Source organism: Streptomyces sp. NPDC003284 (genome assembly GCF_053589675.1).
Window position 1 is genome coordinate 207,661 of the sequence record NZ_JBSFSI010000001.1, and the last position, 25,556, is coordinate 233,216.

26 protein-coding genes are annotated in these 25,556 nt (G+C 73.7%); 20 read left to right on the top strand and 6 right to left on the bottom strand.

Annotation, left to right across the window (positions count from 1 at the left end; all coding sequences use genetic code 11):
* The first annotated feature begins 31 nt into the window (after positions 1 to 31).
* Both ACWDYF_RS00880 and ACWDYF_RS00885 read left to right on the top strand, forming a co-directional pair.
* Positions 32 to 1,462, top strand: a complete 1,431-nt coding sequence (locus ACWDYF_RS00880) for a glutamate decarboxylase (protein WP_381740094.1) — start codon at positions 32 to 34, stop codon at positions 1,460 to 1,462.
* 15 nt (positions 1,463 to 1,477) lie between these two features.
* Positions 1,478 to 2,347: a class II glutamine amidotransferase gene (locus ACWDYF_RS00885; RefSeq protein WP_389464494.1), complete on the top strand. Its 870-nt coding sequence runs from the start codon at positions 1,478 to 1,480 to the stop codon at positions 2,345 to 2,347.
* A gap of 73 nt (positions 2,348 to 2,420) precedes the next feature.
* Here ACWDYF_RS00885 and ACWDYF_RS00890 read toward each other — a convergent pair whose 3' ends face one another.
* The gene (locus ACWDYF_RS00890; RefSeq protein ID WP_381740098.1) at positions 2,421 to 3,455 is read right to left on the bottom strand and encodes a C40 family peptidase; all 1,035 of its coding nucleotides are present in this window, start codon (positions 3,453 to 3,455) and stop codon (positions 2,421 to 2,423) included.
* Between the two features lie 152 nt (positions 3,456 to 3,607).
* On the opposite strand from ACWDYF_RS00890, the gene ACWDYF_RS00895 reads away from it, so the two are divergent.
* Genes ACWDYF_RS00895 through ACWDYF_RS00910 form a run of 4 tightly spaced genes read left to right on the top strand, consistent with a single transcriptional unit; the run spans position 3,608 to position 8,650 of the window.
* Positions 3,608 to 4,441 carry a M55 family metallopeptidase gene (locus ACWDYF_RS00895; protein WP_018571731.1) on the top strand — a complete coding sequence of 278 codons (834 nt, stop codon included), beginning with the start codon at positions 3,608 to 3,610 and terminating at the stop codon, positions 4,439 to 4,441.
* Positions 4,434 to 5,756: a M20/M25/M40 family metallo-hydrolase gene (locus tag ACWDYF_RS00900; RefSeq protein ID WP_389464492.1), complete on the top strand. Its 1,323-nt coding sequence runs from the start codon at positions 4,434 to 4,436 to the stop codon at positions 5,754 to 5,756. Before ACWDYF_RS00895 ends, ACWDYF_RS00900 begins: the two co-directional genes overlap by 8 nt.
* Before the next feature lie 21 nt (positions 5,757 to 5,777).
* Positions 5,778 to 7,730 carry an LpqB family beta-propeller domain-containing protein gene (locus tag ACWDYF_RS00905; protein ID WP_389464490.1) on the top strand — a complete coding sequence of 651 codons (1,953 nt, stop codon included), beginning with the start codon at positions 5,778 to 5,780 and terminating at the stop codon, positions 7,728 to 7,730.
* Positions 7,727 to 8,650: a S66 peptidase family protein gene (locus tag ACWDYF_RS00910; RefSeq protein ID WP_381740102.1), complete on the top strand. Its 924-nt coding sequence runs from the start codon at positions 7,727 to 7,729 to the stop codon at positions 8,648 to 8,650. The genes ACWDYF_RS00905 and ACWDYF_RS00910 overlap by 4 nt, the downstream gene beginning before the upstream one ends.
* A 285-nt stretch (positions 8,651 to 8,935) precedes the next feature.
* On the opposite strand, the gene ACWDYF_RS00915 is transcribed toward ACWDYF_RS00910, so the two are convergent.
* Positions 8,936 to 9,283 (bottom strand): DUF6204 family protein, encoded by a 348-nt coding sequence (locus tag ACWDYF_RS00915; RefSeq protein ID WP_389464488.1) that lies wholly within the window; start codon positions 9,281 to 9,283, stop codon positions 8,936 to 8,938.
* A gap of 184 nt (positions 9,284 to 9,467) precedes the next feature.
* Here ACWDYF_RS00915 and ACWDYF_RS00920 point away from each other — a divergent pair, with 184 nt between their 5' ends.
* Positions 9,468 to 11,471, top strand: coding sequence for a DUF5107 domain-containing protein (locus tag ACWDYF_RS00920; protein WP_389464486.1), 2,004 nt, complete (start codon positions 9,468 to 9,470; stop codon positions 11,469 to 11,471).
* 28 nt (positions 11,472 to 11,499) lie between these two features.
* Here the strand turns inward: ACWDYF_RS00920 and ACWDYF_RS00925 are convergent, their stop codons facing one another.
* On the bottom strand, positions 11,500 to 11,847 hold the full coding sequence (locus ACWDYF_RS00925; protein ID WP_381740108.1) for a VOC family protein: 348 nt from the start codon (positions 11,845 to 11,847) through the stop codon (positions 11,500 to 11,502).
* Between the two features lie 112 nt (positions 11,848 to 11,959).
* Between ACWDYF_RS00925 and ACWDYF_RS00930 the strand changes: the two genes are divergently transcribed.
* Entirely contained in the window at positions 11,960 to 12,409 is a 450-nt protein-coding gene (locus ACWDYF_RS00930; RefSeq protein ID WP_389464484.1) for a phage holin family protein, read from the top strand.
* An 85-nt stretch (positions 12,410 to 12,494) separates the two neighbouring features.
* On the opposite strand, the gene ACWDYF_RS00935 is transcribed toward ACWDYF_RS00930, so the two are convergent.
* Positions 12,495 to 13,451 (bottom strand): TIGR03557 family F420-dependent LLM class oxidoreductase, encoded by a 957-nt coding sequence (locus ACWDYF_RS00935; protein WP_018571739.1) that lies wholly within the window; start codon positions 13,449 to 13,451, stop codon positions 12,495 to 12,497.
* A 195-nt stretch (positions 13,452 to 13,646) separates the two neighbouring features.
* Here ACWDYF_RS00935 and ACWDYF_RS00940 point away from each other — a divergent pair, with 195 nt between their 5' ends.
* The 12 genes from ACWDYF_RS00940 (at position 13,647) to ACWDYF_RS00995 (ending at position 22,989) form a co-directional block, all read left to right on the top strand.
* Positions 13,647 to 15,335, top strand: a complete 1,689-nt coding sequence (locus ACWDYF_RS00940; RefSeq protein WP_389464482.1) for an NAD(P)/FAD-dependent oxidoreductase — start codon at positions 13,647 to 13,649, stop codon at positions 15,333 to 15,335.
* Positions 15,332 to 17,179 (top strand): transketolase, encoded by a 1,848-nt coding sequence (locus tag ACWDYF_RS00945; protein WP_389464480.1) that lies wholly within the window; start codon positions 15,332 to 15,334, stop codon positions 17,177 to 17,179. Before ACWDYF_RS00940 ends, ACWDYF_RS00945 begins: the two co-directional genes overlap by 4 nt.
* 326 nt (positions 17,180 to 17,505) lie before the next feature.
* The gene (locus tag ACWDYF_RS00950; RefSeq protein WP_078509745.1) at positions 17,506 to 17,961 is read left to right on the top strand and encodes a gas vesicle protein GvpO; all 456 of its coding nucleotides are present in this window, start codon (positions 17,506 to 17,508) and stop codon (positions 17,959 to 17,961) included.
* A gap of 96 nt (positions 17,962 to 18,057) precedes the next feature.
* A complete protein-coding gene (locus ACWDYF_RS00955; RefSeq protein WP_064536087.1) occupies positions 18,058 to 18,489 on the top strand; it encodes a gas vesicle structural protein GvpA in 432 nt (143 codons plus the stop codon).
* Positions 18,486 to 19,256 carry a GvpL/GvpF family gas vesicle protein gene (locus tag ACWDYF_RS00960; protein ID WP_389464478.1) on the top strand — a complete coding sequence of 257 codons (771 nt, stop codon included), beginning with the start codon at positions 18,486 to 18,488 and terminating at the stop codon, positions 19,254 to 19,256. The genes ACWDYF_RS00955 and ACWDYF_RS00960 overlap by 4 nt, the downstream gene beginning before the upstream one ends.
* A 4-nt stretch (positions 19,257 to 19,260) precedes the next feature.
* The gene (locus tag ACWDYF_RS00965) at positions 19,261 to 19,524 is read left to right on the top strand and encodes a gas vesicle protein GvpG (RefSeq protein WP_018571745.1); all 264 of its coding nucleotides are present in this window, start codon (positions 19,261 to 19,263) and stop codon (positions 19,522 to 19,524) included.
* Positions 19,521 to 20,231, top strand: coding sequence for a DNA primase (locus ACWDYF_RS00970; protein ID WP_389464475.1), 711 nt, complete (start codon positions 19,521 to 19,523; stop codon positions 20,229 to 20,231). Before ACWDYF_RS00965 ends, ACWDYF_RS00970 begins: the two co-directional genes overlap by 4 nt.
* The gene (locus tag ACWDYF_RS00975; protein ID WP_389464473.1) at positions 20,228 to 21,358 is read left to right on the top strand and encodes an SRPBCC family protein; all 1,131 of its coding nucleotides are present in this window, start codon (positions 20,228 to 20,230) and stop codon (positions 21,356 to 21,358) included. Before ACWDYF_RS00970 ends, ACWDYF_RS00975 begins: the two co-directional genes overlap by 4 nt.
* Positions 21,355 to 21,693, top strand: a complete 339-nt coding sequence (locus tag ACWDYF_RS00980) for a gas vesicle protein (protein WP_018571748.1) — start codon at positions 21,355 to 21,357, stop codon at positions 21,691 to 21,693. Before ACWDYF_RS00975 ends, ACWDYF_RS00980 begins: the two co-directional genes overlap by 4 nt.
* Positions 21,690 to 22,478 (top strand): GvpL/GvpF family gas vesicle protein, encoded by a 789-nt coding sequence (locus tag ACWDYF_RS00985; RefSeq protein WP_018571749.1) that lies wholly within the window; start codon positions 21,690 to 21,692, stop codon positions 22,476 to 22,478. The genes ACWDYF_RS00980 and ACWDYF_RS00985 overlap by 4 nt, the downstream gene beginning before the upstream one ends.
* Entirely contained in the window at positions 22,475 to 22,711 is a 237-nt protein-coding gene (locus ACWDYF_RS00990) for a gas vesicle protein (protein WP_381740122.1), read from the top strand. The genes ACWDYF_RS00985 and ACWDYF_RS00990 overlap by 4 nt, the downstream gene beginning before the upstream one ends.
* The gene (locus tag ACWDYF_RS00995; RefSeq protein WP_018571751.1) at positions 22,708 to 22,989 is read left to right on the top strand and encodes a gas vesicle protein K; all 282 of its coding nucleotides are present in this window, start codon (positions 22,708 to 22,710) and stop codon (positions 22,987 to 22,989) included. The genes ACWDYF_RS00990 and ACWDYF_RS00995 overlap by 4 nt, the downstream gene beginning before the upstream one ends.
* A gap of 35 nt (positions 22,990 to 23,024) precedes the next feature.
* On the opposite strand, the gene ACWDYF_RS01000 is transcribed toward ACWDYF_RS00995, so the two are convergent.
* Entirely contained in the window at positions 23,025 to 23,852 is an 828-nt protein-coding gene (locus ACWDYF_RS01000) for a class I SAM-dependent methyltransferase (RefSeq protein ID WP_381740124.1), read from the bottom strand.
* Between the two features lie 138 nt (positions 23,853 to 23,990).
* Positions 23,991 to 25,493, bottom strand: a complete 1,503-nt coding sequence (locus ACWDYF_RS01005; RefSeq protein ID WP_389464470.1) for a bifunctional phosphatase PAP2/diacylglycerol kinase family protein — start codon at positions 25,491 to 25,493, stop codon at positions 23,991 to 23,993.
* Positions 25,494 to 25,556 lie beyond the last annotated feature (63 nt).

Below are 25,556 nucleotides of genomic sequence, written 5' to 3' on the forward strand. Positions count from 1 at the left end.
ACACCGACGACAGGCGGAGGACGGAGCGCGCATGACGGTGAGGCATTCTCGTGACGACCAGGGCGACAGCCGCGACCTGGCGATCAACCCGGTCTTCAGCCGCGAGCCCCTTCAGGTCCCGCGGTACGCGCTGCCCCGGGCGGAGATGGACCCGGACACGGCGTACCAGATCGTGCACGACGAGCTGATGCTCGACGGCAACGCCCGGCAGAACCTGGCGACGTTCGTCTCCACCTGGGCCGAGCCGCAGGCGCGGCGGCTGATGGACCAGTGCGCCGCGAAGAACATGATCGACAAGGACGAGTACCCGCAGACCGCCGAGGTCGAGACGCGGTGCGTCCACATGCTCGCCCGGCTCTGGCACGCCGAGGACCCGCGCCAGGCGGTCGGCTGCTCCACCACCGGTTCCAGCGAGGCGGCCATGCTGGGCGGGCTCGCGCTCAAGCGCCGCTGGCAGCACCGGCGCCGCGCCGAGGGCAAGCCCGCCGACCGGCCCAATCTGGTCATGGGCATCAACGTCCAGATCTGCTGGGAGAAGTTCGCCGACTACTTCGAGGTCGAGCCGCGCTACGTGCCGATGGAGGGGGACCGTTACCACCTCACCCCCGAGCAGGCCGTCGAGCTGTGCGACGAGAACACCATCGGGGTGGTCGCGGTCCTCGGCTCCACCTTCGACGGCAGCTACGAGCCCGTCGCCGCCATCGCCGCCGCGCTCGACGACCTCCAGGAACGCACCGGCCTGGACATCCCGGTCCATGTCGACGGCGCCTCCGGCGGGATGATCGCGCCCTTCCTCGACCCGGACCTGGAGTGGGACTTCCGGCTGCCGCGGGTCGCCTCCATCAACACCTCCGGGCACAAGTACGGGCTCGTCATGCCCGGCGTCGGCTGGGCCCTGTGGCGGGACAAGAAGGCCCTCCCCGACGACCTCGTCTTCCACGTCAACTACCTCGGCGGCGACATGCCGACCTTCGCGCTGAACTTCTCCCGGCCCGGCGCCCAGGTCGTCGCGCAGTACTACAACTTCCTGCGGCTGGGCTTCGAGGGCTACCGGCGCGTCCAGCAGACCTGCCGGGACGTCGCCACCCGGCTCGCCGCCGAGATCGCGCGGCTCGGCCCGTTCGAGCTGATCACGGACGGCAGCGAGATCCCGGTCTTCGCGTTCCGGATGAGCGAGGGCACCGACCACTTCAGCGTCTTCGACGTCTCCGCCGCGCTGCGCGAGAGCGGCTGGCTGGTGCCCGCGTACACCTTCCCGAAGAACCGCACCGATCTGGCCGTGCTGCGGATCGTGGTCCGCAACGGCTTCAGCCACGACCTCGCCGATCTGCTCCTGGCCGATCTGCGCCGCGTCCTGCCCCGGCTGGACAAGCAGAACGAGCCGCACCGCACCGCCGACGACGCCGGCGGGTTCGCGCACGGCGCGGAGACCAAGAACCCACGCAGCCCCGGCCGCGACTGACCGAGGAGGTACCCGATGTGCCGTCTGTTCGGCCTCAGCAGTGCCCCACGCCGCACCCGCGCCACCTTCTGGCTCCTGGACGCCCCCGACAGCCTCAGCAAGCAGAGCCACCGGGACCCGGACGGCACCGGCCTCGGCTACTTCGCCCCGGACGGCACCCCGCGGATCGACAAGGCCCCGATCGCCGCCTTCGAGGACCGGGCGTTCGCCGAGGACGCCCGGCAGGCGGAGTCCGCCACCTTCCTCGCGCACATCCGCTACGCCTCGACCGGGGGCCTGGACGCGCGCAACACCCATCCGTTCGCGCAGGACGGGCGGCTGTTCGCGCACAACGGCGTGATCGAGGGCCTGGACCGGCTCGACGCGCACCTGGGCGCCGACCGGTCGCTGGTGGCCGGTGACACCGACTCCGAGCGGTTCTTCGCGCTCATCACCCGCGAGATCCGCGAGCACGGCGGCGACGTGGGCGCCGGTGTCCGGCGGGCGGCCGGCTGGATCGCCGCGAACCTGCCCGTCTACGCCCTCAATCTGATCCTCGTCACCCCGGACGAACTGTGGGCGCTGCGCTACCCCGACACCCACGAGCTGTATGTGCTGGAGCGCCCGGTGGGCGGCCCGCACGGGGGACGCCATCTCGACCACAGCGGCACCCGGGGCCGGATGCGGGTGCACTCGGACGATCTCGCCGGGCTGCCCGCCGTGGTCGTCGCCAGCGAACGCATGGACGACAATCCCGGCTGGCGCCTCATGGCACCGGGTGAACTCCTGCACGTCGGCCCGGACCTCGCCACCACCGCGCGCACCGTCCTGCCCGACCCGCCGGCGCACCGGCTCACCCTGGCCGATCTGCGCCCCGAGGCCGCCGCGTCCCAGAAGGCCGCCTGACCGTCCGGCGAGCAGCGCGCGGCACGGCGCGGCACAGTACGGCCCGGTCGAGGACGGCCGGGCCGACGCCGTGTCAGATACGGACGCCGAACTGGTACGGCATGTTGCTCATCGACTCGTACCGCACGACGGCGCCGGTGTGCGGGGCGTGCAGGACCATGCCCTTGCCCGCGTACAGGCCGACGTGGTGCAGGTCGCCGTAGAAGAAGACCAGGTCGCCGATCTGGAGCTGGCTCTGCGAGTAGATGCGCTGGCCGGCGTTGGCCTGGGCCTCGGACTGGCGCGGGATGGTGATGTTCGCCTGGGCGTAGGCCCAGGAGGTCAGGCCCGAGCAGTCGAACGTCGAGGGCCCGTTGTGGGCGTACTGGTACGGGCTGCCGATCTTCGACTGGGCGGCGGCGAAGGCGGCGCCCGCGTGGCCGCTGCCCGGGGTGATGTTGCCCAGGTCGACCCGCTCGGTGCCGCGGGTGGCCCGGGTCTGCTCGGCCTGGGCGAGCTGCTGCTTCTCCTGCGCGGTGAGGGTGTTCAGCAACTGCCGCGCCTCGGCCAGCTTGCCCTGGACCTGCTGCTTCTGGCGGCCCAGTTCGGTGCGGGTGGCGGCGAGGTCCCTGAGCTTGCCGGTGGCCTCGGCGCGCTGCTGGGCGAGCCGGCGCTGCTTGTCCTGGATCTTCTTCAGGGAGTCGGCCTGCTGCCCGCTGACCTGGCTGAGGGTGGCCGCCTTGTCCAGGTACTCGTCCGGGTGCGAGGACAGGAAGAGCTGGAGGGAGGGGTCGATGCCGCCGCTGCGGTACTGGCCCGCGGCCATCGAACCGAGCGCGTCGCGCAGCTTGTTGAGCTCCTGCTGGCCGCGGGCGACGTTGTCCTGGATGGTGGAGATCTCCTTCTGGAGCTTCTCCTGCTTCTCCTTGGCGCCGTTGTACTTCTCGGTGGCCTGCTCCGCCTGCTCGTAGAGCGCGTCGACCTTGGACTTGACCTCGTCCTTGCTCGGCTTCTCGCCGGGGGCCGCGTTGGCCGCCTGCGCGCTGATGGCGACGGCGGCGGCCGCCGCCGTGGTCAGCACGGTGACGCGGGTGCGGCTGGGCTTTTTGGGTCGACGGTGGGACGCCACGGAAGCGAACTCCTTCTGCTGGGTGAACTCCCGCTCGGGAGTTCGAGTTTAAACCTAGTGATCCGGGCTCCTCGGCGCCAGGCTCGGGGCGTTCCGTTTCCCGCGCTCCACCTGGTAGGAAGTTGCAGCCCCGGCGCGTAACGTGGCGCCCCATGAAGATCCTCATCAGCGCGGACATGGAGGGTGCCACCGGTGTGACCTGGCCGGCCGATGTGCTGCCGGGGACGCCGCAGTGGGAGCGGTGCCGGTCGATGTTCACCTCGGACGTCAACGCCGCGGTGCTCGGCTTCCTCGACGGCGGCGCCGACGAGGTCCTCATCAACGAGGCCCACTGGTCGATGCGCAATCTGCTGCTCGAAGAGCTGGACGACCGGGCGCAGATGCTCACCGGACGGCACAAGTCGCTGTCCATGGTGGAGGGCGTGCAGCACGGCGACGTGGACGGCATCGCCTTCGTCGGCTACCACGCGGGCGCCGGTATGGAGGGTGTCCTCGCCCACACCTATCTGGCCAACTCCATCACCGGGGTGTGGATCGACGACGTGCGGGCCAGCGAGGGACTGCTCAACGCTCATGTGGTCGCCGAGTACGGTGTGCCGGTGGTCCTGGTCACCGGCGACGACGTGGCCTGCGAGGACGCGCTCGGGTACGCGCCCGAGGCGCTGAAGGTCGCCGTCAAGGACCATGTGTCGCGGTACGCGGCGGTGTGCCGGACCCCGGCCCGCACCGCCGCCGACATCCGCGCGGCGGCCCGTGAGGCGGCCGCCCTGGCGGTGCGCCGTCCGCCGGTCGCGGGCGGCCCCTTCACCGTCGCGGTCGAGTTCGACGCCGAGCACCTGGCTATGGCCGCCACCGTGGTGCCGGGCGTCACCCGGGCCGGTGAGCGCAAGGTGGCCTACACCAGCGCGACCATGTACGAGGGAATCCGCACGTTCAAGGCGGTCACCACGATCGCTTCGGCCGCCATCGAGGAGCAGTATGGCTGACGCGCAGGCACTGGACGAGGTCGTCCGCTTCACCTCCGACCTGATCCGCATCGACACCACCAACCGGGGCGGCGGCGACTGCCGCGAGCGCCCGGCCGCCGAGTACGCCGCCGAGCAGCTCGCGGCGGCCGGTACGCGGCCGGTGCTCCTGGAGCGGACCCCGGGCCGGACCAATGTGGTCGCCCGGATCGAGGGCACCGACCCGTCCGCGCCCGCCCTGCTCGTCCACGGCCATCTTGACGTGGTGCCGGCCCAGGCGGCGGACTGGAGCGTGCACCCGTTCTCCGGCGAGGTCCGCGACGGCGTCGTGTGGGGCCGGGGCGCCGTCGACATGAAGAACATGGACGCGATGATCCTCGCGGTGGTCCGCTCCTGGGCCCGCCAGGGGGTGCGGCCCCGCCGGGACCTGGTCGTCGCCTTCACCGCCGACGAGGAGGCCAGCGCCGAGGACGGCTCCGGATTCCTCGCCGAGGAGCACCCCGAGCTGTTCGAGGGCTGCACCGAGGGCATCAGCGAGTCCGGCGCGTACACCTTCCACGACGGCGCCGGACGGCAGATCTACCCGATCGCCGCCGGGGAGCGCGGCACCGCCTGGCTGAAGCTGACCGCGCGCGGCCGGGCCGGTCACGGCTCCCGGGTGAACACGGAGAACGCGGTGACCCGGCTGGCCGCCGCGATCACCCGGATCGGCGCCCACCAGTGGCCCCTGCGGCTCACCCCCACGGTCCGCGCCGCCCTCGGCGAACTGGCCGCGCTGTACGGCCTGGAGGCCGACCCGGACAGCCTGGACAGCGCCGACGGTGTGGACGTGCTGCTCGACAAGCTCGGCCCCGCCGCCCGCCTGGTGGAGGCGACGCTGCGCAACAGCGCCAACCCGACCATGCTGGACGCCGGTTACAAGGTGAACGTCATCCCGGGCGAGGCCGTCGCCCATGTCGACGGACGGTATCTGCCCGGCGGCGAGGACGAGTTCCGCGCCACCCTGGACCGGCTCACCGGGCCCGACGTGGACTGGGAGTTCCACCACCGCGAGGTGGCGATCCAGGCACCCGTCGACTCCCCGACGTTCGCCGCGATGCGCGCCGCCGTCCAGGAGTTCGCGCCCGAGGGTCATGTCGTGCCGTACTGCATGGCGGGCGGCACCGACGCCAAGCAGTTCTCGCGGCTCGGCATCACCGGCTACGGCTTCTCGCCGCTGAAACTGCCCGAGGGCTTCGACTACGACGCGCTGTTCCACGGCGTCGACGAACGTGTCCCCGTCGAGGCGCTGCACTTCGGTGTCCATGTGCTCGACCGCTTCCTGCGGACGTCCTGAGCGAGTTGGGAGAAGGAAACAGTGGAGACCCTGCCGTACGGTTCCTGGCCCTCGCCGATCGACGCGGCGCTGGCCGCCGCGCACGACGGAAAGCCGGAGTTCGTGGGTTTCGTCGGCGACGAGGTGTGGTGGACCGCGCCGCGGCCCGCCGAGGGCGGTCGGCGGACGCTGGTGCGGCGGGGCGCCGACGGCACCGAGGAGCCGGTCCTGCCGCCGCCGTGGAACGTGCGCAGCAGGGTCATCGAGTACGGCGGCCGGCCCTGGGACGGGACGGTCGTGGACGGCACCCCGCTGATCGTCTTCGTGAACTTCGCCGACCAGCGGCTCTACCGCCACGAGCCCGGCGGCACCCCGCGCCCGCTCACCCCCGTCTCGGCGGTGGGCGGCGGACTGCGCTGGGCCGAGCCGCAGTTGCTCGTCGACCGCGGCGAAGTCTGGTGCGTGCTGGAGGAGTTCACCGGCGAGGGACCCACCGACGTACGGCGCGTCCCGGCCGCCGTACCGCTGGACGGATCGGCCGCCGAGGACCGGGACGCGGTGCGCGAACTGACCGCCGAACGGCACCGGTTCGTGACCGGGCCGCGCCTGTCGCCGGACGGGCGGCGGGCCGCCTGGCTGGCCTGGGACCACCCGAGGATGCCCTGGGACGGCACCGAACTCCTGGTCGCCGACGTCAGCGACGACGGCCGCCTCACCGCGCCCCGCACCGTCGCGGGCGGCCCCGAGGAGTCCGTCGCCCAGGCGGACTGGGCCGCCGACGGCTCCCTGCTGTACGCGAGCGACCGCGGCGGCTGGTGGAACCTCTACCGCGACGGGCGTCCGCTGTGCCCGCGCGAGGAGGAGTTCGCCGGGCCGCTGTGGAAGCTCGGGCAGCGCTGGTTCGCGCCGCTGGACAGCGGTCTCGTCGCCGTCGTGCACGGCCGCGGCGCCACCGCCCTCGGCATACTCGACCCGGAGAGCGGCGAGGTCGTCGACGCGGCGGGCCCCTGGGGCGAGTTCGACGCCACCCTCGCGGTGCACGGCGCACGGGTGGTCGGCGTCGGCGCCGGACCGCACGGCTCCCACGAGGTCGTCGAACTGGACACCCGCACCGGACGGGCCCGCGTCGTCGGCGCCGCCCACCGCGACCCGGTCGACCCCGCCCACTACCCCGAGCCGCGGGTGCGCACCTTCACCGGACCGGGCGGCCGCGAGGTGCACGCCCATGTCTACCCGCCGCACCACCCCGGCTGCGCCGCGCCCGCCGGGGAGCTGCCGCCGTACGTGGTGTGGGCGCACGGCGGACCCACCAGCCGGTCCCCGCTCGTCCTCGACCTGGAGATCGCCTACTTCACCTCACGCGGCATCGGCGTCGCCGAGGTGAACTACGGCGGCTCCACCGGATACGGCCGCGAGTACCGCGAGCGGCTGCGGGAGCAGTGGGGTGTCGTCGACGTCGAGGACTGCGCGGCCGTCGCGCTCGCCCTCGCCGACGAGGGCACCGCCGACCGCGGACGGCTGGCGATCCGGGGCGGCAGCGCGGGCGGCTGGACCACCGCGGCCTCCCTGACCGGCACCGACGTCTACGCCTGCGGCACCGTCCTCTACCCGATCCTCGATCTGACGGGCTGGGGCACGGGGGAGACCCACGACTTCGAGTCGCAGTACCTGGAGAGCCTGGTGGGACCGCTCGCCGAGGTGCCCGGCCGGTACGCCGAGCGTTCGCCCGCCGAGCACGCCGACCGGATCACCGCGCCGTTCCTGCTGCTCCAGGGCCTGGACGACGTGATCTGCCCGCCCGTGCAGTGCGAACGCTTCCTCGCCCGGCTCCGCGGACGCGACGTACCGCACGCCTACCTCACCTTCGAGGGGGAGGGGCACGGCTTCCGCCGGGCCGAGACGATGGTGCGCGCCCTGGAGGCGGAACTCTCCCTGTACGCCCAGGTGTTCGGCCTGGACCCGGCCGGGATCCCCACCCTGGAGCTGGGCACGTGAAGGAACTGCTGCGTCCCGCCCGGCTCGCCCCCGGCGCCCGCGTCGCCGTCGTCGCCCCCAGCGGACCCGTACCCGAGGAACGTCTCCAGTCCGGGCTCGACGTCCTGCGCGGCTGGGACCTTGACCCGGTGGTGGCACCCCATGTGCTGGACCGGCACGAGGAGTTCGCCTATCTCGCCGGGGCCGACGCCGACCGGGCCGCCGACCTCCAGCGGGCCTGGTGCGACCCGTCGGTGGACGCGGTGCTGTGCGCCCGGGGCGGCTACGGGGCGCAGCGCATGGCCGACCTGCTCGACTGGGAGGCGATGCGCGCGGCGGGGCCCAAGGTGTTCGTCGGCTTCAGCGACATCACCGCGCTGCACGAGGCGTTCGCCGTCCGGCTGGGCCTGGTCACCCTGCACGGGCCGATGGCCGCCGGGATCGACTTCCTCAAGAACGCCCGCGCGCAGGAGCATCTGCGGGCCACCCTGTGCACGCCCGAAGCGGTCCGGGTGATCCCCTCGGACGGGACGGCGCTCGTCCCCGGGCGGGCCCGGGGCGTCACGCTCGGCGGCTGCCTCGCCCTGCTCGCCGCCGACCTCGGCACGCCGCACGCCCGGCCGTCCGCCGCCGGTGGCCTGCTCTGCCTGGAGGACGTCGGCGAGGAACCGTACCGCCTGGACCGCTACCTCACACAACTGCTGCGGGCCGGCTGGCTGGAGCGGGTGAGCGGGGTGCTGCTCGGCTCGTGGAAGGACTGCGGCGCACCCGAGCGGGTGCGCGCGCTGCTCGCCGACCGGCTGGGCGGACTCGGGGTGCCCGTCGCGGCCGACTTCGGGTTCGGGCACTGCGCGGGCGCCCGCACGATGCCCTTCGGGGTGGCCGCCGAACTCGACGCGGACGCGGGCACCTTGGCGCTGGACACACCCGCGCTGCGCTGACCGGCACCGCCGGTGCCCGCGCGGCCCGGCGGAATGCCGCACACCGCGTCCCGCCGAGGGGCCCGGCTGATCACGGACGAGGACCGGGCCGGGTTCCTGGTTCTGCGAGAGACCCGGCGGCGCCGTCGCCGGACACATCAGCATCGACGACACGGCCTCCACGACGCGGCCTCAACGACACGGCCTCCCTCGGCCTTGCCCGCTCCTCCGGCTTCCGGCGGAAGGGCTGCTCCGCGAAGGCGCCGTACGCCGACGGGGCCTGGCGCGGCCATGAACGCCGGGCGCTCAGCGCCGGGACGCGGGCTTCCGGTTGATCTTCATCGTGTCCAGGTCGGTCACGGTCGAGCGCAGGTCCCGGAAGCCGCAGCCGAGCGCCCGCAGCGCACCCTCCGCGCGCTCCTCCGCGAGCGCCGCCGCCATCTCCTCGCCGTCCGCCGCGTCCGACACCACCACGTAGCGCATCGAGAAGTGCTTCAGCGGCGCCGGTTCGTAGGACAGCGAACCCTCCTCGGTGAACCGCATGCTCGTCATGCCGTGGTCGCCCGCCTCGGCGAGCAGCCGCGCCCGCGCCTCGTCGGTCAGTCCGTCCCAGGTACCCCGGACGATGACCCGGTAGGTGTGCTGCTCGCTCATCGCGTCCCGTGCTCCTCGGTGCCGTGCGTGCCCGCGCGCGCGGGCACGGCCGAAGCCCCGACTGTACGTCGCCCGCCGGGCCGCGGCCCACGGGATTTCCGCGCCGCCCGGCACGGCCCGCCCGCACGCTTTGCGCAATCCTGACGTGTGCCGCCCCTGGTCAGCTCCCCGCTCACCGGGTTCCATGGTGATCGTGACGACGATCCGACGTGAGGTACTGACGCTCCCCGCCGCACCGCTGGGGCCGGACAACCCGCTGCCCGCGCTGCGCCCGCTCGACGAGGCGCACCGCATCGAGGACCGGGACCGGGACGGCCTGCCGCACGACATGGCCCGGCAGATCGGCTACGCCCCCCTGCACAGCCTGCTGCCCGCGCGGATCCGCGACGGCTACGGCCGCACCCGGCGACCGGCCGCCGTCGACGCCCTCGTCCTGGAGAACGACCGGCTGCGCGCCACCGTGCTGCCCGGCCTCGGCGGCCGGATCGCCTCCCTCGTGCACAAGCCCACCGGACGCGAACTCCTCTACCGCAACCCGGTGTTGCAGGCCGCCAACTTCGCCCTCAACGGCGCCTGGTTCTCCGGCGGCATCGAGTGGAACATCGGCGCCACCGGGCACACCACCCTGTCCTGCGCACCCGTGCACGCCGCCCGCGTCCCCGCCCCGGACGGCGGCGCCATGCTGCGCCTGTGGGAGTGGGAGCGGCTGCGCGACCTGCCCTTCCAGGTGGACCTGTGGCTGCCCGAGGGCTCCGACTTCCTGCACGTCGGCGTCCGCGTCCGCAACCCGCACGAGCGGCCCGTACCCACCTACTGGTGGTCCAACATCGCCGTCCCCGAGGAACGCCGGGTCCTCGCCCCCGCCGACGAGGCATGGCACTTCGGCTACGAACGCCGCCTGACCCGCGTCCCCGTCCCCGAGCACGACGGCGCCGACCGCACCTACCCCCTCAACAGCCCTTACGCCGCTGACTACTTCTACGAGGTGCCCGACGGCCGCCGCCGCTGGATCGCCGCCCTCGACGAGGAGGGCACCGGGCTGGTGCAGACCTCCACCGACGCGCTGCGCGGGCGCAAGCTGTTCGTCTGGGGCTCCGGGCCCGGCGGACGGCGCTGGCAGCAGTGGCTGACCGAGCCCGGCACCGGCGGCTACTGCGAGATCCAGGCCGGACTGGCCCGCACCCAGCTCGAACACGTACGCCTGGAGCCGGAGAGCGAGGTGGCGTGGCTGGAGTCCTACGGACCGCTCGACGCGCCCGCCCCGGCGGGGGAGTGGGACGCCGCCGTACGGCGCACCGAGGAGCGTCTCGAAGCGGTTCTGCCGCGCGCGGCCGTCGAGGCCGCCCACGCCGCCTGGCGGCCGTACGCCGACACCGAACCGGAGGAGATCCTCAGTGCCGGGTCCGGCTGGGGCGCGCTCGAAGTCCTGCGCTCCGGCTGGAAGCTGCCCGGCACGCCGTTCTCCGAGTCCGCCCTCGGCGCCGCCCAGGAGCCCTGGCGGGAACTGCTGCGCACCGGCTCCTTCCCCGAGCGGCACCGGCAGGACCCGCCCGGCGAGAGCCTGGTCGCCCCGCACTGGCGGGACCTGCTGGAGACGGCGCCCGCCGGTCCGCTGGCCGAGTACCACCTCGGTGTCGCCCAGTGGCACGCGGGCGACCGCGCGCAGGCGGTGCGCAGTTGGGAGCGCGCCCTCGAACGCGCCGCGCTGCGCTGGCCGTCGCTGCGCTGCCTGGCCGTCGCCGACCAGGAGGCGGGCCACCACGAGCGGGCCGCCGACCGGTACACCGAGGCGTTCGACGACCTGTGCCGCGCCGCCACCGGGCAGGACGGGCAGGACGGGGAAGACGGGGAGGACGGCGACGTCAGCGCCGCCGTCGCCGCCGCCCTCGCCGCCCTGGGCCGCGAGGCGATCGAGGCGCTGCTGCACTCGGGCCGGGCGGCCGGTGCGCGCTCCGTGTGGGACCGGCTGCCCGCCGCCACCCGCGCACGCGGCCGGTTCCGGCTGCTGGAGGCGGAACTGCTGCTCGCGGAGGGGCACCGCGACCGCGCCCGCGCCGTCTTCGAGGACGGCTTCGAGGTCGCCGACCTCAGGGAGGGCGACGAGCGGATCGGCCGGGTGTGGGAGCGGGCGGTGGGCACACCGCTGCCGGAGCGCCACGACTTCCGGATGCGGCCGTCGTCGCACTGACCGCCGTGGGCGGGCGCCCCGGTGCCGGTCAGCCGCGGCGGTCCACGTACTCGTACACCGACCCGTCCGGATGCACGGCGATGAGATTGCGGCCCGCCGGAGTGCCGACCGGGCCCGCGATCACCCGGGCGCCCAGCGAGGTCAGCACCCGGGCCGCCTCCTCGACGTCCGCCACGGCGATCGTCGCCGACACCTTGCGCAGCACCTCCAGCTCGGCCGCGGGCCCGCTCATCAGCAGAAAGCAGCCGACCGCGGCCACCTGCACCCCGCCGCGCTCGAACCGGAGGGCCGGGGTGCCCGCCAGACGTTCGTAGAAGGGGACGGCGGTCTCCAGGTCGTCGACGCAGACGCGCAGGCTGGTTCCCAGAATCTCCATGCCAGGGAGCCTAGTTGGACGCCCGGCCCGGCGGAGATCGTTTGCGCCGACTGCCGCGGGGCTGCCGGACCGGCCACGCGTGACGCGTCCATGCGCGGGTACCCGCAGCTCCATGGAGCGCCTCGAACACATGGAGCATCTGGACAAGCACCTGGTCGACGAACTGGCGCAGGTGGCGCGCGAGACGGTGCGCGACGAACTGCGCGAGCAGGCCCGCAGGCAGCGCCGTACGGCCCTGCTGTACGCCGCGTCGGGCGCGGTCGCCCTGTACGCGGGCGCGGCCGTCGCGCTCGCCGTGGGACTGGCCCTCGCGATCGGACTGCCCGGCTGGGCCGCCGCCCTGATCACGGCGGCGGTGCTGGGCGCGGCGGCCTATGCGCTGCGCCGCGCCGCGCGGCCGGGGGCACCGGGGGCGGCACCGGGAACAGCGGCAGCGGGGGTGGCGGGCGGTCCGGAGGCGGCCCGTGCGTCGCACCCGGCGGCCTCGCACGTGCCGCCGATGCCGCCGAGCCCGCCCGCCGTGCCGCGTCCGCCGCACACCCGGGGGGACGACGTGTCCTGAGCGGCACCCCGACAGCAGCATCCGGCGTCCGCCCCTTGATCTCGATCGACATCGACGGGGCGGGCGCCGCTGCGGGCGGGGCGCGTCAGTGCGGGAGCTGCGGCAGCACCTTCGTACGGTAGAAGTCGAAGAAGCCGCGCCGGTCGGGGCCGATCTGGTTGACGTACACCCGGTCGAAGCCCGCGTCGGCGTACTCCCGCAGCGTGGCCGCATGCTGGTCCGCGTCGTCGCCGCACACCACGTTGTCGCGGACCATGTCCTCGGTGACCAGCGGCTCCAGCTGCTCGAAGTGGCGAGGTGTGGGCAGCACCTGGCCCATCTCGCCGGGCAGTTGCTCGTTGTACCACAGCCGGTGCACGGTGCGGACGCACTCCTCGCGGTCGTGCCCGAAGCACACCTTCGTCCCGCCGCTGACGAGCTTGGCCCCGCCCCCGCCCTTGCGGTACTGCGTGACCATCTCCTCGTCCGGCGTCATCGTGATGTACCCGTCGCCCACCCGCGCCGCGAGCGAGGTCGCCTTCGGGCCGAAGCCGGAGACGTCGATCGGCACCGGCTCCTCGGGGACCGTGTACAGGCGGGCGTTCTCCACCGTGTAGTGCGTGCCGTGATGGTTCACCTCCTTGCCCGTGAACAGCCGGCGCATCACCTGGATCGCCTCCTCCAGCATCTCCAGGCGGACATGCGCGGGCGGCCAGCGGTCGCCGAGGATGTGCTCGTTGAGCGCCTCCCCGGTGCCCACACCGAGCCGGAAGCCGCCCTCGGCCATCACCGCGGCGGTCGCCGCGGCCTGCGCCACCACGGCCGGGTGCATCCGCACCGTGGGACAGGTCACCGCCGTCTCGACGGGCAGCGACACCGCCTCGGACAGCGCCCCGATCACCGACCACACGAACGCGCTCTGACCCTGCGCGCCGTTCCACGGATGGTAGTGGTCGGAGATCCACAGGGCTTCGAATCCGGCCTGCTCGGCCATTCTGGCCTGCTCGACGAGTTCCGCCGGGCCGTACTGCTCGCAGGACAGGAAGTAGCCGTACTCGGGCATGGGGCGAACCTCCACGAAGGGGGCGGGCGGGACCGCGCACCCGAGTACCCGGGCGAGGGGCCGGAAACCGGCGCGGGGGCAGCGGGCACGGGCCGCCGGAGCGCGTGGCGCCGGGCCGCCCGCACGTTTGGGTGCCCCGGCCCGGGGGACGCGGAAAGCTCCGTTCCAGGTACGCGAGAGCGCCGGAGGCGAACCGTGAGTCGACCCCGCATCGTGATCGTGGGCGCCGGTTTCGCCGGTTTCCACGCGGCCCGGACCCTGTCCCGGATGTCCCGGAACAGGGCCGACATCACCGTGCTGAACCCGACCGACTACTTCCTGTACGTGCCGCTGCTGCCCCAGGTGGCCGCGGGGGTGCTGGAGCCGCGCCGGGTCGCCGTCTCGCTCTCCGCCGGGCTGCCCGGGGTCCGCCTGGTGCTCGGCGAGGCCGGCCGGGTCGACCTGGACGCGCGCACCGTGCACTTCACCGGACCCGAGGGTGATCCCGGCATGCTCGGCTACGACCGGCTGGTGCTGGCGGTCGGCAGCGTCAACAAGCTGCTCCCGGTCCCCGGTGTCGCCGAGCACGCGCACGGCTTCCGCGGCCTGCCCGAGGCGCTGTATCTGCGCGACCACGTGACCCGCCAGATGGAACTGGCCGCCGCGGAGGACGATCCCGCGCTCCGTGCCGCCCGCCGCACCTTCGTCGTGGTCGGCGCGGGCTACACCGGGACCGAGGTGGCCGCGCACGGGAAGATGTACACCGACGCGCAGGCGCACGAGCGCCCGCCGCACCACGGGACGCGGCCCCGCTGGCTGCTCCTGGACATCGCGGAGCGCGTCCTGCCCGAGCTGGACGAGCGGCTCTCGCGCACCGCCGACCGGGCGCTGCGGGACCGGGGTGTCGAGGTGCGCATGGGCACCTCCGTGCAGGAGGCCACCCATGAGGGGGTGCTGCTGACGGACGGCGGGTTCGTGCCGACCCGCACCCTCGTGTGGTGCGTGGGCGTCCGCCCCGACCCGCTGGTGGAGAGCACCGGGCAGGACCTGGAACGCGGCCGGATCGTCGTGGACCCCTACCTCCAGGTGCCGGGGCGGCCCGAGGTGTTCGCCTGCGGCGACGCGGCGGCCGTGCCCGACGCCCACCACCCCGGCTCCGTCACCCCGATGACCGCCCAGCACGCCTGGCGGCACGGCCGGATCGCCGCGATCAACGTCGCCGCCTCGCTCGGTGCCTGCGCCCGGCGGCCCTACCGCCACCGCGACCTGGGCTTCGTCGTGGACCTCGGCGGTGCGCGGGCGGCCGCCAATCCGCTGGGCGTCCCGCTGTCCGGGCTGCCGGCCGCCGCCGTCACCCGCGGCTACCACCTGGCCGCGATGCCGGGCAACCGGGTCCGGGTGGCCGCCGACTGGCTGCTGGGCGGCGTACTGCCGCGCCAGGCCGTCCAGTTGGGACTCGTACGGTCCTGGTCCGTGCCGCTGGACACCGCCTCCCCGGAACTGGCCCGGGTGGGCCGCGCGCCGGGCGGCAGAGGCGGCGGGACCGGCAAGGACAGCAGGGACAGCAAGGGCGGAGAAGGCGGCCGGGACGGAGAGAGCGTCACCGAGATCATCGACAACACCGAGAAGGCCCAACTGGCGGGCGCCGAACCGGCACCGCACACCCCGGCACCGCACACCACGGCACCGGCACGGGCGCCGGAGACCGACCCTCGGTCCGGCCGGACCGGACCCGGGACCCGTACGAAGAGACCCCCGGAGGGCGGCCGGGAGCCCGTGCCGAACCGGTCCGCCCGGCGGCACGGCCCGAGGGGCCCCGACCCCGGCACGGCCGCGCACCACGAGCACCACCCGGCCCCCGGCCCGGTCAAGCGGGCCGACATCCCCGCGGAAGGAGACTCATGAACCACGCCGAACTCGTCGACCTCGGCCAGCAGTTGCGCGTCGACAGTGTGCGGGCCGCCGACGCGGCGGGCTCCGGGCACCCCACGTCCTCCATGTCCGCCGCCGATCTGATGGCGGTGCTGCTCGCCCACCACCTGCGCTACGACTTCGACCGGCCCGAACACCCCGGCAACGACCGCTTCGTGCTGTCCAAGGGGCACGCCTCCCCGCTGCTGTACTCCGCCTACAAGGCGGCCGGCGCCGTCGACGACGACGAACTGCTCACCTTCCGCAAGCTGGGCAGCCGTCTGGAGGGCCACCCCACCCCGCAGCGGCTGCCGTGGGTGGAGACGGCCACCGGGTCGCTCGGCCAGGGGCTGCCCATCGGCGTCGGCATCGCCCTGGCGGGCAAGCGCCTGGACCACGCCGACTACCGCGTCTGGGTGCTGTGCGGCGACAGCGAGCTGGCCGAGGGATCGATCTGGGAGGCCGCCGAGCACGCCGGGTACGAGCACCTGGACAACCTGACCGTGATCGTGGACGTCAACCGGCTCGGCCAGCGCGGTCCCACCCGGCACGGCCACGACCTGGACGCCTACGCCCGCCGCTTCCGCGCCTTCGACTGGCACACGGTCGAGATCGACGGCCACGACGTGGACGCGATCGACCGGGCCTACGGCGAGGCCGCCTCCACCAGGGGCCGGCCCACCGCGATCATCGCCCGCACCCTCAAGGGCAAGGGCGTCAAGGACACCGAGGACCGCGAGGGACTGCACGGCAAGCCGCTGAAGGACGCCGACGAGGCGATCGAGGAACTGGGCGGCCCGCGCGACCTGCGCGTCCAGGTGCACGAACCGCCCTCCGCGCGCTCCCTGCACGCCGTGGGCGACGGCACCCTCGAACTGCCCCGCTGGGAGCGCGGCGAGCAGGTCGCCACCCGCGACGCCTACGGACACGCGCTGGCCGCGCTCGGCACCGCGCGCGGCGACGTGGTGGCCCTGGACGGCGAGGTCGGCGACTCCACCCGCGCGGAGTTCTTCGCCAAGGAACACCCCGACCGCTACTTCGAGTGCTACATCGCCGAGCAGCAGATGGTCGCCACGGCGGTCGGCATGGCCCGGCGCGGCTGGGTGCCGTACGCCTCCACGTTCGCCGCGTTCCTGACCCGGGCGTACGACTTCGTGCGGATGGCCGCCGTCAGCGGTTCCGGGATCAACCTCAACGGCTCGCACGCGGGCGTGTCGATCGGCGAGGACGGGCCCAGCCAGATGGGCCTGGAGGACCTGGCCATGATGCGGACCGTGCACGGCTCGACCGTGCTCTACCCGTGCGACGCCAACCAGACCGCGCGGCTCGTCGCCACCATGGCCGGTCTGGACGGCATCCGCTATCTGCGCACCTCGCGCGGCGAGAGCCCGGTGCTGTACGGGCCCGACGAGGAGTTCCCGGTCGGCGGCAGCAAGGTGCTGCGCTCCTCGGACCGGGACCGGCTGACGATCGTCGCCGCGGGGGTCACCCTGCACGAGGCGCTCTCCGCCGCCGACTCCCTGGACCGGGAGGGCATCCCCGTGCGCGTCGTCGACCTGTACTCCGTCAAGCCCGTCGACCGGGCCACCCTGCGCGAGGCCGCCGAGGACACCGGGTGCCTGCTCACGGTCGAGGACCACCGGGAGGAGGGCGGCATCGGCGACGCGGTGCTCGACGCCTTCCTCGACGGCCGCCCGGTGCCCCGCCTGGTCCGGCTCGCGGTGCGCAGCATGCCGGGCTCGGCCACGCCCGCCGAGCAGCTGCACGCGGCGGGCATCGACGCGGAGTCCATCGCCGCCTCCGCCCGGCTCCTGGTGGAGGAAGCGGTGGTGCGGTGAGCTGAAGCACCCGCACGGTACGGCCCCGGCCGCTGGTGCTGGAGCGCCGCCCCGACGGCCTGGACGGCCCCGTGTCCGTGCGGAGGAACACCCCCGCGTACCGCCCGGACCAGTCGTCCCCGACCCCGCACCGCCGCCGCCGGCGGTGCGGGGTCGACGAGCTGCGGGAGTGCGCCCGGCACACCGCCGAACAGACCCGGACGCGTCCCTGGTCCGGGCTGCCCGCATGCCGCCGGGCGCCGGGCCCCGCCCGGCGGCGACCGGATGCGCTGCGTGACTGAGGTTTGGCCAAGGAACCTGCGGCCACACGAAGAGGAGAGGTGGTCATGGCGAACACAGAGACCCCGAAAGAGCCGGAGGATCCGGAAGAGCCGGAGAACGCGGCGGAGTCGCAGGAACCACAAGAGCCCCGGAAGCCCCGGGGATCCCGGACAGCACAGAAGCCTCAGAGAACACAGAAGTCCCAGCAGTCGGGCAGCGGCCACCACGAGGGCCACCAGGCCCCGGCGCGGCCCCGGCCGATGGAGGTGCTGCGCGAGGCGCGCGCCCAGTTCGGCGAGCTGACCGGTCTCGCCCCGGAGTCCGTCACGAGTTTCGAGCGGACCGGGGACGGCTGGTCGCTGGAGCTGGAGGTCCTGGAACTGGCCCGCGTGCCCGACACGATGAGCCTGATGGCGAGCTACGAGGTCGCACTCGACCCCGAGGGCCAGCTCACCGGATACCGGCGGCTGAGCCGCTACGAACGCGGCCGGTCCGACGCCCGCAAGTCCGGCGGCCGCTGACCCGGGCGGCCCGGGGCACTCCATTTTCACACGGGAAACACACCTTTTTCCTTACGGGAAACACACCCTCACACGAGAAGAGGAGGCACGGTCGGCATGACCGTTGTCCCGGCACAGACGTCCGGTGGTGGAGGCGGCAGCAGCGGCCTCTACGACGTACTGGAACTCGTCCTCGACAGGGGACTGGTGATCGACGCGTTCGTGCGGGTCTCGCTGGTGGGCATCGAGATCCTGAAGATCGACGTACGTGTCGTCGTCGCCAGCGTCGACACGTATCTGCGCTTCGCCGAGGCGTGCAACCGGCTCGACCTGGAGTCGGGCCCGCACAAGAGTCCGGGCCTGCCGGACCTCGTCGGTGAGGTCACCGAGTCCGGCGCGCGCGGCAAGTCCAAGGGGGCGCTGTCCGGCGCCGCCCAGACCGTCTCCGACGCCTTCAAGCAGGCCCGCTCCGAGAGCTCGGGCGAGTCGGAGTCCCGTCCGCGACCGCGCAGGACCTCCTCGGCGCGCCGGAAGGAGGAGCAGGAGTGAGCACGTACGTCTACGGCATCACCGCCGCCTCGCACCCCGCGCTGCCCGAGGGACTGACCGGCATCGGCGACCCGGCCCGGCCGGTCCGCGTGCTGACGGCGGGCGAACTGGCCGCCGTGGTCAGCGACGCACCCGAGGACCTGCGCCCCAAGCGCCGGGAACTCCTCGCCCACCAGGGCGTGCTCGGGGAGGCGGGCGCCGCCGGCTGTGTGCTGCCCATGCGGTTCGGCAGCGTCGCGCCGGACGACGACTCCGTCACCGGTGTGCTCACCGAGCGCGCCGAGCACTACAAGGAACGCCTGCGGGCGCTGCACGGCAAGGTCGAGTACAACATCAAGGCCAGCCATGTGGAGGAGGCCGTCCTGCACCACGTGATGGCCGACAACCCGGAGATCAGGGCCCAGGCCGAGGCCAACCGGCAGGCCGGGGGCGGCAGTTACGACGACAAGATCAGGCTGGGCGAGATGGTCGCCGCGGCCGTCAAGGCCCGCGAGGCGGAAGACGGCGCCCTGGTGATCCGGGCGGTCGAGTCGCACGCGGCGGCGGTCAGCGAGGGCCCGGCGTCCACGGGCTGGCTCGTCAACGCCTCCTTCCTGGTCGGCCGCGACGAGGCGGCCGGCTTCCTGGAGGCCGCCGAACAGGCCCGCAAGGACCTGCCCCATCTCGAATTGCGCGTCAACGGCCCGTTGCCGCCCTACAGCTTCGTCGAGCCAGGCCCGGCCGAGCCCGCGGGCACAGCGGCGGGAGCCGACGCGGGAGCGGAGTGACGCCATGGGACTGATCTCGGAGGTGCTGCTGCTGCCGTTCGCACCGGCGCGCGGCAGCTCCTGGGCGATCAGACAGGTGCTGCGCGAGGCGGAGCGCATCTACTACGACCCGGCCACCGTACGGGCCGAGCTGGCACGGCTGGAGGAGCGTCTGGAGGCGCAGGAGATCACCGAGGAGGAGTTCGACCGCCAGGAGGACGAACTTCTGGACCGGCTGGAGATCGGCCTGCGCGGCGGCGCGGGGACGGGTGAGGGGACGGCACGATGAACCGAGTGGGACTGGGCCTCGCGATAGGGGCCGGATATCTGCTGGGGCGGACGAAGAAGGCGAAACTCGCCTTCGCGGTGGGCAGTCTGGTCGCGGGCAAGAAGCTGAACCTCGGGCCGCGCGCCCTGGCGGACCTGCTCAACCAGCAGCTCAAGGACAACCCCCAGTTCAAGGAGATCGGGGACCAGCTGCGCCAGGACCTGCGGGGTGTCGGCAAGGCGGCCTCCGGGGCGATGGTCGAGCGGCAGATGACGGCACTCGCCGACCGGCTGCACGGCCGTACGGCCCAGGTGCGCGACGAACTGGCCGGTGTGGTGCCGGACGGCGGCTCGGGCGACGGCGCCGAGGACGGGCGCCAGGACGGCTACGACGACGGCGACGACGACTACGAGGATCGCGGCGAGGGCCGCGAGGCCGACGAGGACCCCGGGCAGGACACACGGCGGGAATCACGGCAGGACAGGCGGGAGCAGCCCCGGCGGAAGGCGCCCGCGAAGAAGAGCCCCGCGGACCCCGCGAAGAAGGCGGCCCGCAAGGCACCGGCCGCGGAGCCCGCCGAGAAGGCGGCGAAGAAGGCCCCCGCCCGCAAGGCGGCGGCGAAGAAGACGGCCCCGGCCCGCAAGGCGGCCGCGAAGAAGACGGCCGCGTCCGGCCGGGCTCCTCGCACCGCCCGGTCCCGGTCGGCGAAGGGCGGCGGTGAACGATGACCGAGACCCTGGGATCCGCGGCCTCGACCGCGGGCAGGACGGCGGCCGGGGCGGCCAAGGGCAGCCCGCTGGGCGACCTGGCCCACAGCGAGGCCGCCGACCGGCTCAAGGCGGAGGCGCAGGAGTATCTGTCCGCCCAGGCCCAACGGCTGCTGGCCGGCCTCGGCCGCAAGCTCGGCGAGACCACCGGGAAGCTCAACGACATCGCCGAGGGCAACAGCCCCGGCTTCGCGCGCCTCGCCCTCGAAGGCGGCCGGAAGATCGCCGAGGGCAAGGGGCCGGTGCGCTCCGCGCTGGAGCTGGGCGCCTCGCACGCCAAGGACAGCGTGATGGGCGCCCTGAAGAACCTGGGCGGCGGCAAGGGCAAGGGCAAGCGCGGCGGTGGCAACAAGCCGATCGTCATCATCGAGTCCGTCGACGTCGGCGTGCCGCTGCGCACCGCCTACGACCAGTGGACCCAGTTCCAGGACTTCAGCACCTTCGCCAAGGGCGTCAAGAGCGCGAGCCGCGCCGACGACACGCACTCCGACTGGCAGGCGAAGATCTTCTGGTCCAGCCGGAGCTGGAAGTCGCACACCGTCGAGCAGATCCCCGACTACCGCGTCCAGTGGACGTCGGAGGGCGCCAAGGGCACCACGAAGGGGGTCGTCTCCTTCCACGAGCTGGAGGAGAACCTGACCCGTGTCCTGCTGGTCATGGAGTACTACCCCAGCGGCCTCTTCGAGAAGACCGGCAACATCTGGCGGGCCCAGGGCCGCCGCGCCCGGCTCGACCTGAAGAACTTCGCCCGCTTCATCACCCTCAAGGGCGAGGCGGAGGACGGCTGGCGCGGGGAGATCCGCGACGGCGAGGTCGTCCAGAGCCACGAGGACGCGGTCGCCGAGGAGGAGAAGGCCGAGGGCACCGAGGAGGACCAGGAGGAGCCCGAGGACGAGGAACCCGAGGACGAGGAGGACGAGGGCCCCGAGGACGAGTACGAGCCTGAGGACGAGGCGGAGGACGAGTACGAAGAGGAGCCCGAGGACGAGGAGGAGCGCCACGCGCAGGACGACGCGGAGGACGAGTACGAGGACGAGGACGAGGCGGAGTACGACGACGAGTACGCCGAGGGCGGGAGCCGTCGATGACGACGCCGAGCAGGCTGCCGGACCCGTACGGCTCGGGCAGCGGCGCCAATCTGGCCGACATCCTGGAGCGGGTGCTCGACAAGGGTGTCGTCATCGCCGGGGACATCCGGATCAACCTGCTCGACATCGAACTGCTCACGATCAAGCTCCGGCTGGTCGTCGCCTCGGTGGACAAGGCCAAGGAGATGGGCATCGACTGGTGGGAGAGCGACCCGGCGCTCTCCTCCCGGGCCCGCCGCGACGAGCTCACCCGGGAGAACGCCGCGCTGCGCGAGCGGCTGGCGCGTCTGGAGGAGCTGGAACAGGGCAGCACGGTCCGCAAGGAGGCACCATGACGGGACTGCGGTACGTCTACGCCGTCTGCCGCCCCCTCGGCGCGCCCCTCCAGGCGCAGCTGACCGGGGTCGCGGGCGCGCCGGCCAAGTCGCTGGCCCACCACGGCCTGGTCGCCGTCGTCAGCGAGGTACCGGAACGGGACTTCTCCGAGGAGGCGCTGCGCGCCCGTCTGGAGGACCTGGACTGGCTCGCCGCCACCGCCCGCGCCCATCAGGGCGTCATCGACGCGCTCACCGTCGTCACCACCCCGCTCCCGCTGCGGCTGGCCACGGTCTTCCGGGACGACAGCGGGGTGCGCGCGATGATCGAGTCCCGCGAGGAGCACTTCCGGCAGACCCTGGAACGCCTCCAGGGCCGGGTGGAGTGGGGCGTCAAGGTGTATGTGGAGCCCGAGCGGTCCGAGGAACCGGCGGCCGCGGGCGCCGGGCGCAGGCCCGCGTCCGGCCGGGACTATCTGCGGCAGCGGCGGCAGGAGTCCCGGGCCCACGAGGACCGCTGGCAGCGGGCCGAGACGTTCGCCACCCGGCTGCACGGCAGGCTGTCGGCGTTCGCCGAGGAGTCCCGGCTGCACGCCCCGCAGAATCCCGCGCTCTCCGGCGCCGCCGGGCAGAACGTGCTCAACGCCGCCTATCTGGTGCCGCGCGCGCATTCCGAGGAGTTCGTAGAACTCGTGGACCGCACGAAGGACGAGGCACCGGGGCTGCGGGTGGAACTGACGGGCCCCTGGGCGGCGTACTCGTTCGCCGGGGAGAACCCCGAGGGCGATGCCGGGGGGAACCCATGACCGTCATCGAGCGCCGGGAGATCGCCCTGGTCGACCTGCTGGACCGGCTGCTGGCCGGCGGGGTCGTCATCACGGGCGACGTCACCCTGCGGATCGCGGACGTCGACCTGGTCCGGATCGACCTGAACGCGCTGATCAGCTCGGTGAACGCACAGGTGCCCTCGCCGTTCGGCCCCCTCAGGGCGGTCGAAGGGCCGCAGGAGCCCGTCGAACCCCCGGAGGAACCGTCGTGAGCGCGCGCAAGCGTCTGGAGCTGGAACCCGACACCGTCGAACGCGACCTGGTCAAACTCGTCCTCACCGTGGTCGAGCTGCTGCGCCAGCTCATGGAGCGGCAGGCGCTGCGCCGCTTCGACGTGGGGGACCTGTCCGAGGACCAGGAGGAGCGGATCGGTCTGACGCTGATGCTGCTGGAGGACCGCATGGCCGAGCTGCGCGACCGCTACGGACTGCGGCCCGAGGACCTGAACCTGGACCTCGGACCGCTGGGACCGCTGCTTCCCCGCCAATGACCCGGCGCAATGACCCGGCAATGACCCGGGGGGAATCAGCCTTCCTTGCGGCACAGAACCTCTCCGTGCAGGACCGCGAACCAGCCGTCCTCCTGCCGTCCCCACGCGCGCCAGGCCCCGGAGACGGCCCGCAGCTCCTCCTCGGTGGCGTGGCCGCCGGAGGTGGCCCGCTCGGCGTAGGCCGAGGCCAGCGTGCGGTCGGCCCACAGCCCGCTCCACCACTCCCGCTCCTCGGCGGTGGCATAGGTCCAGGTACCGGAGGTCGAGGTCACCGCGGACCGGGGGAAGCCCGCCTCCAGCGCCCAGGAGCGCAGCCGCCGGCCCGCGTCCGGCTCACCGCCGTTGGCCCGCGCCACCCGCCGGTACAGGTCCAGCCAGTCGTCGAGCCCCGGCACCTCGGGGTACCAGGTCATCGCCGCGTAGTCCGCGTCCCGGACCGCGACGATCCCGCCGGGCCGCGTCACGCGCCGCATCTCGCGCAGCGCCCGCACCGGATCCCCGACGTGCTGGAGCACCTGATGGGCGTGGACCACGCAGAACGTGTCGTCCGGGTAGTCCAGGGCGTGCACGTCCGCCACGGCGAAGTCGACGTTGCCGAGCCCCCGTCCGGCCGCCGTGGCGCGGGCCTGCTCCAGGACGCCCGGCGCCCGGTCGACGCCCGTGACATGACCGTCGGGCACCAGTTCCGCCAGGTCGGCGGTGATGGTGCCGGGGCCGCAGCCGATGTCCAGGACCTTCATGTGCGGCTTGAGCGAACCGAGCAGGTAGGCCGCCGAGTTGGCGGCGGTGCGCCAGGTGTGCGAGCGCAGCACGGACTCGTGGTGCCCATGGGTGTAGACGGCCGTCTCCCGCGGTTCCGGCATGGCGGTACCCCTTCTCCTGACCTGTCCCCGCACGGGCCGCGCGGCCCCGGGGCGGTACGGATCACGGTACGCGCGCATGCCGAATGATGAGACCCGCGTTTCGGCATCCGGACTGACGGTGCGTCAGTGACGGCACGGTCAGGCGTCGGGCAGCGGCCGGTAGACCGTCAGCGCCTCGGGCAGCTTCTCCAGGCGCACCTCGCCCTCCACCTCGGTGACCTCGCCGTCGTAGGCGAGGAGGGTGCCCGGCTCCAGACCGGCCAGCCGCAGTCGGCGCACCTGGACGGCCGCGTGGGCGGGCGAGCGCGTCAGCGGGCCCGCGAGCGCGGCCGACAGCAGCCGCAGCGCGGGCCTGCGGCCCCCGTGCACCACCCGGACGTCCAGCACCCCGTCGGCCAGGTCGAGGCGGCGGCCCGGCGCGAGCCCCATGCGGTGGTACGTGCCGTTCCCGGCGAACAGCAGCCACATCGGACGGCAGCGGCCCTGCACCTCCGCCTCCAGCGGATGGCGGTCCGCGCGCAGCACCCGCAGCGCCGCCAGCAGCCCGGCGGGCCAGCCGCCGATCCGGTCCGTCCACCGCTCACGCAGCCGCACCAGCTCCGGGTACACCCCGAGACTGAAGGTGTTGAGGAAGATGCCCTGCCCGCGCCCCGAGGTGAAGCGGCCCACGTCCACCCGCACCCCGTGGCCGTGCCGCACCGCCCGGCCCAGGTCCTTGGCGTCCTCCACACCCAGGTCGTACGCGAAGTGGTTGAGCGTGCCGCCGGGCAGCACCGCGAGCGGCAGACCGTGGCGCAGGGCCGTCTCGGCGGCGGTGTTCACGGTGCCGTCGCCGCCGCACACACCGAGCACCACGGCCCGGCCCGCCGCCTCCTCCAGCGCGTCCCCGACGTCCTCCGGCGCGCACTCGACGACCTCCGCCTTCGGCAGCACGTCCCGCAGGGCGCGGGCCCGGTCCGAGGTGCCGGAGGCGTCGTTGGCGACCAGCACCAGCCCCTCGCCCTCCGCCAGCGCGGGCACCTCGGCCCGCGGCCGGGCGGGCGGCACCAGCTGGGCGCGGGCCGGGACCAGCCCCCGTACGGCGAACGCGGCCCCCGCGCCGAGGGCCGCGCCCGCCAGCACGTCGCTCGGGAAGTGGACGCCGGTGTAGACGCGGGAGGCCGCCACCGAGACGGCCAGCGGCGCCACCGCCGCGCCCCAGCCCGGGGACTCCAGGGCCACCCCGGTCGCGAAGGCGGCGGCGGAGGCCGCGTGCCCGGACGGGAAGGAGGTGGTGATCGGCTGCCGCCCCAGCCGGCGCACCAGCGGCACCGGGCCCAGGTCCGGACGCGGCCTGCGCACCGAGCGCTTGCCGAGCGTGTTCACGGTCAGCGAGGCCAGCCCCAGCGAGGCCAGGCCCCGTACGGCGGCCCGGCGGGCGCGCGGGGTGCGGCTGGCCGCGACCGCCGCCGCCGTCGCGAACCACAGCACACCGTGGTTGGCGCTCCGGCTCAGCCGGGGCAGCACCGGGCCCGCGCCCGGCCAGCGGCGTCCGGCCGCCGCGCGGAACAGCCACGCGTCCGCGGCGAGCAGTCGGGTCAGGCCGGTACGGGCGCCGCGGCCCGCGGCGGCGGCGGAGGTGAGGTCGAGATCTGGGCTCATACAGGCACCGTTACCCTGAAGCGGCCGTTTCTTGTGCGCGGGCCGGACCCGGCCCCGGGCGCG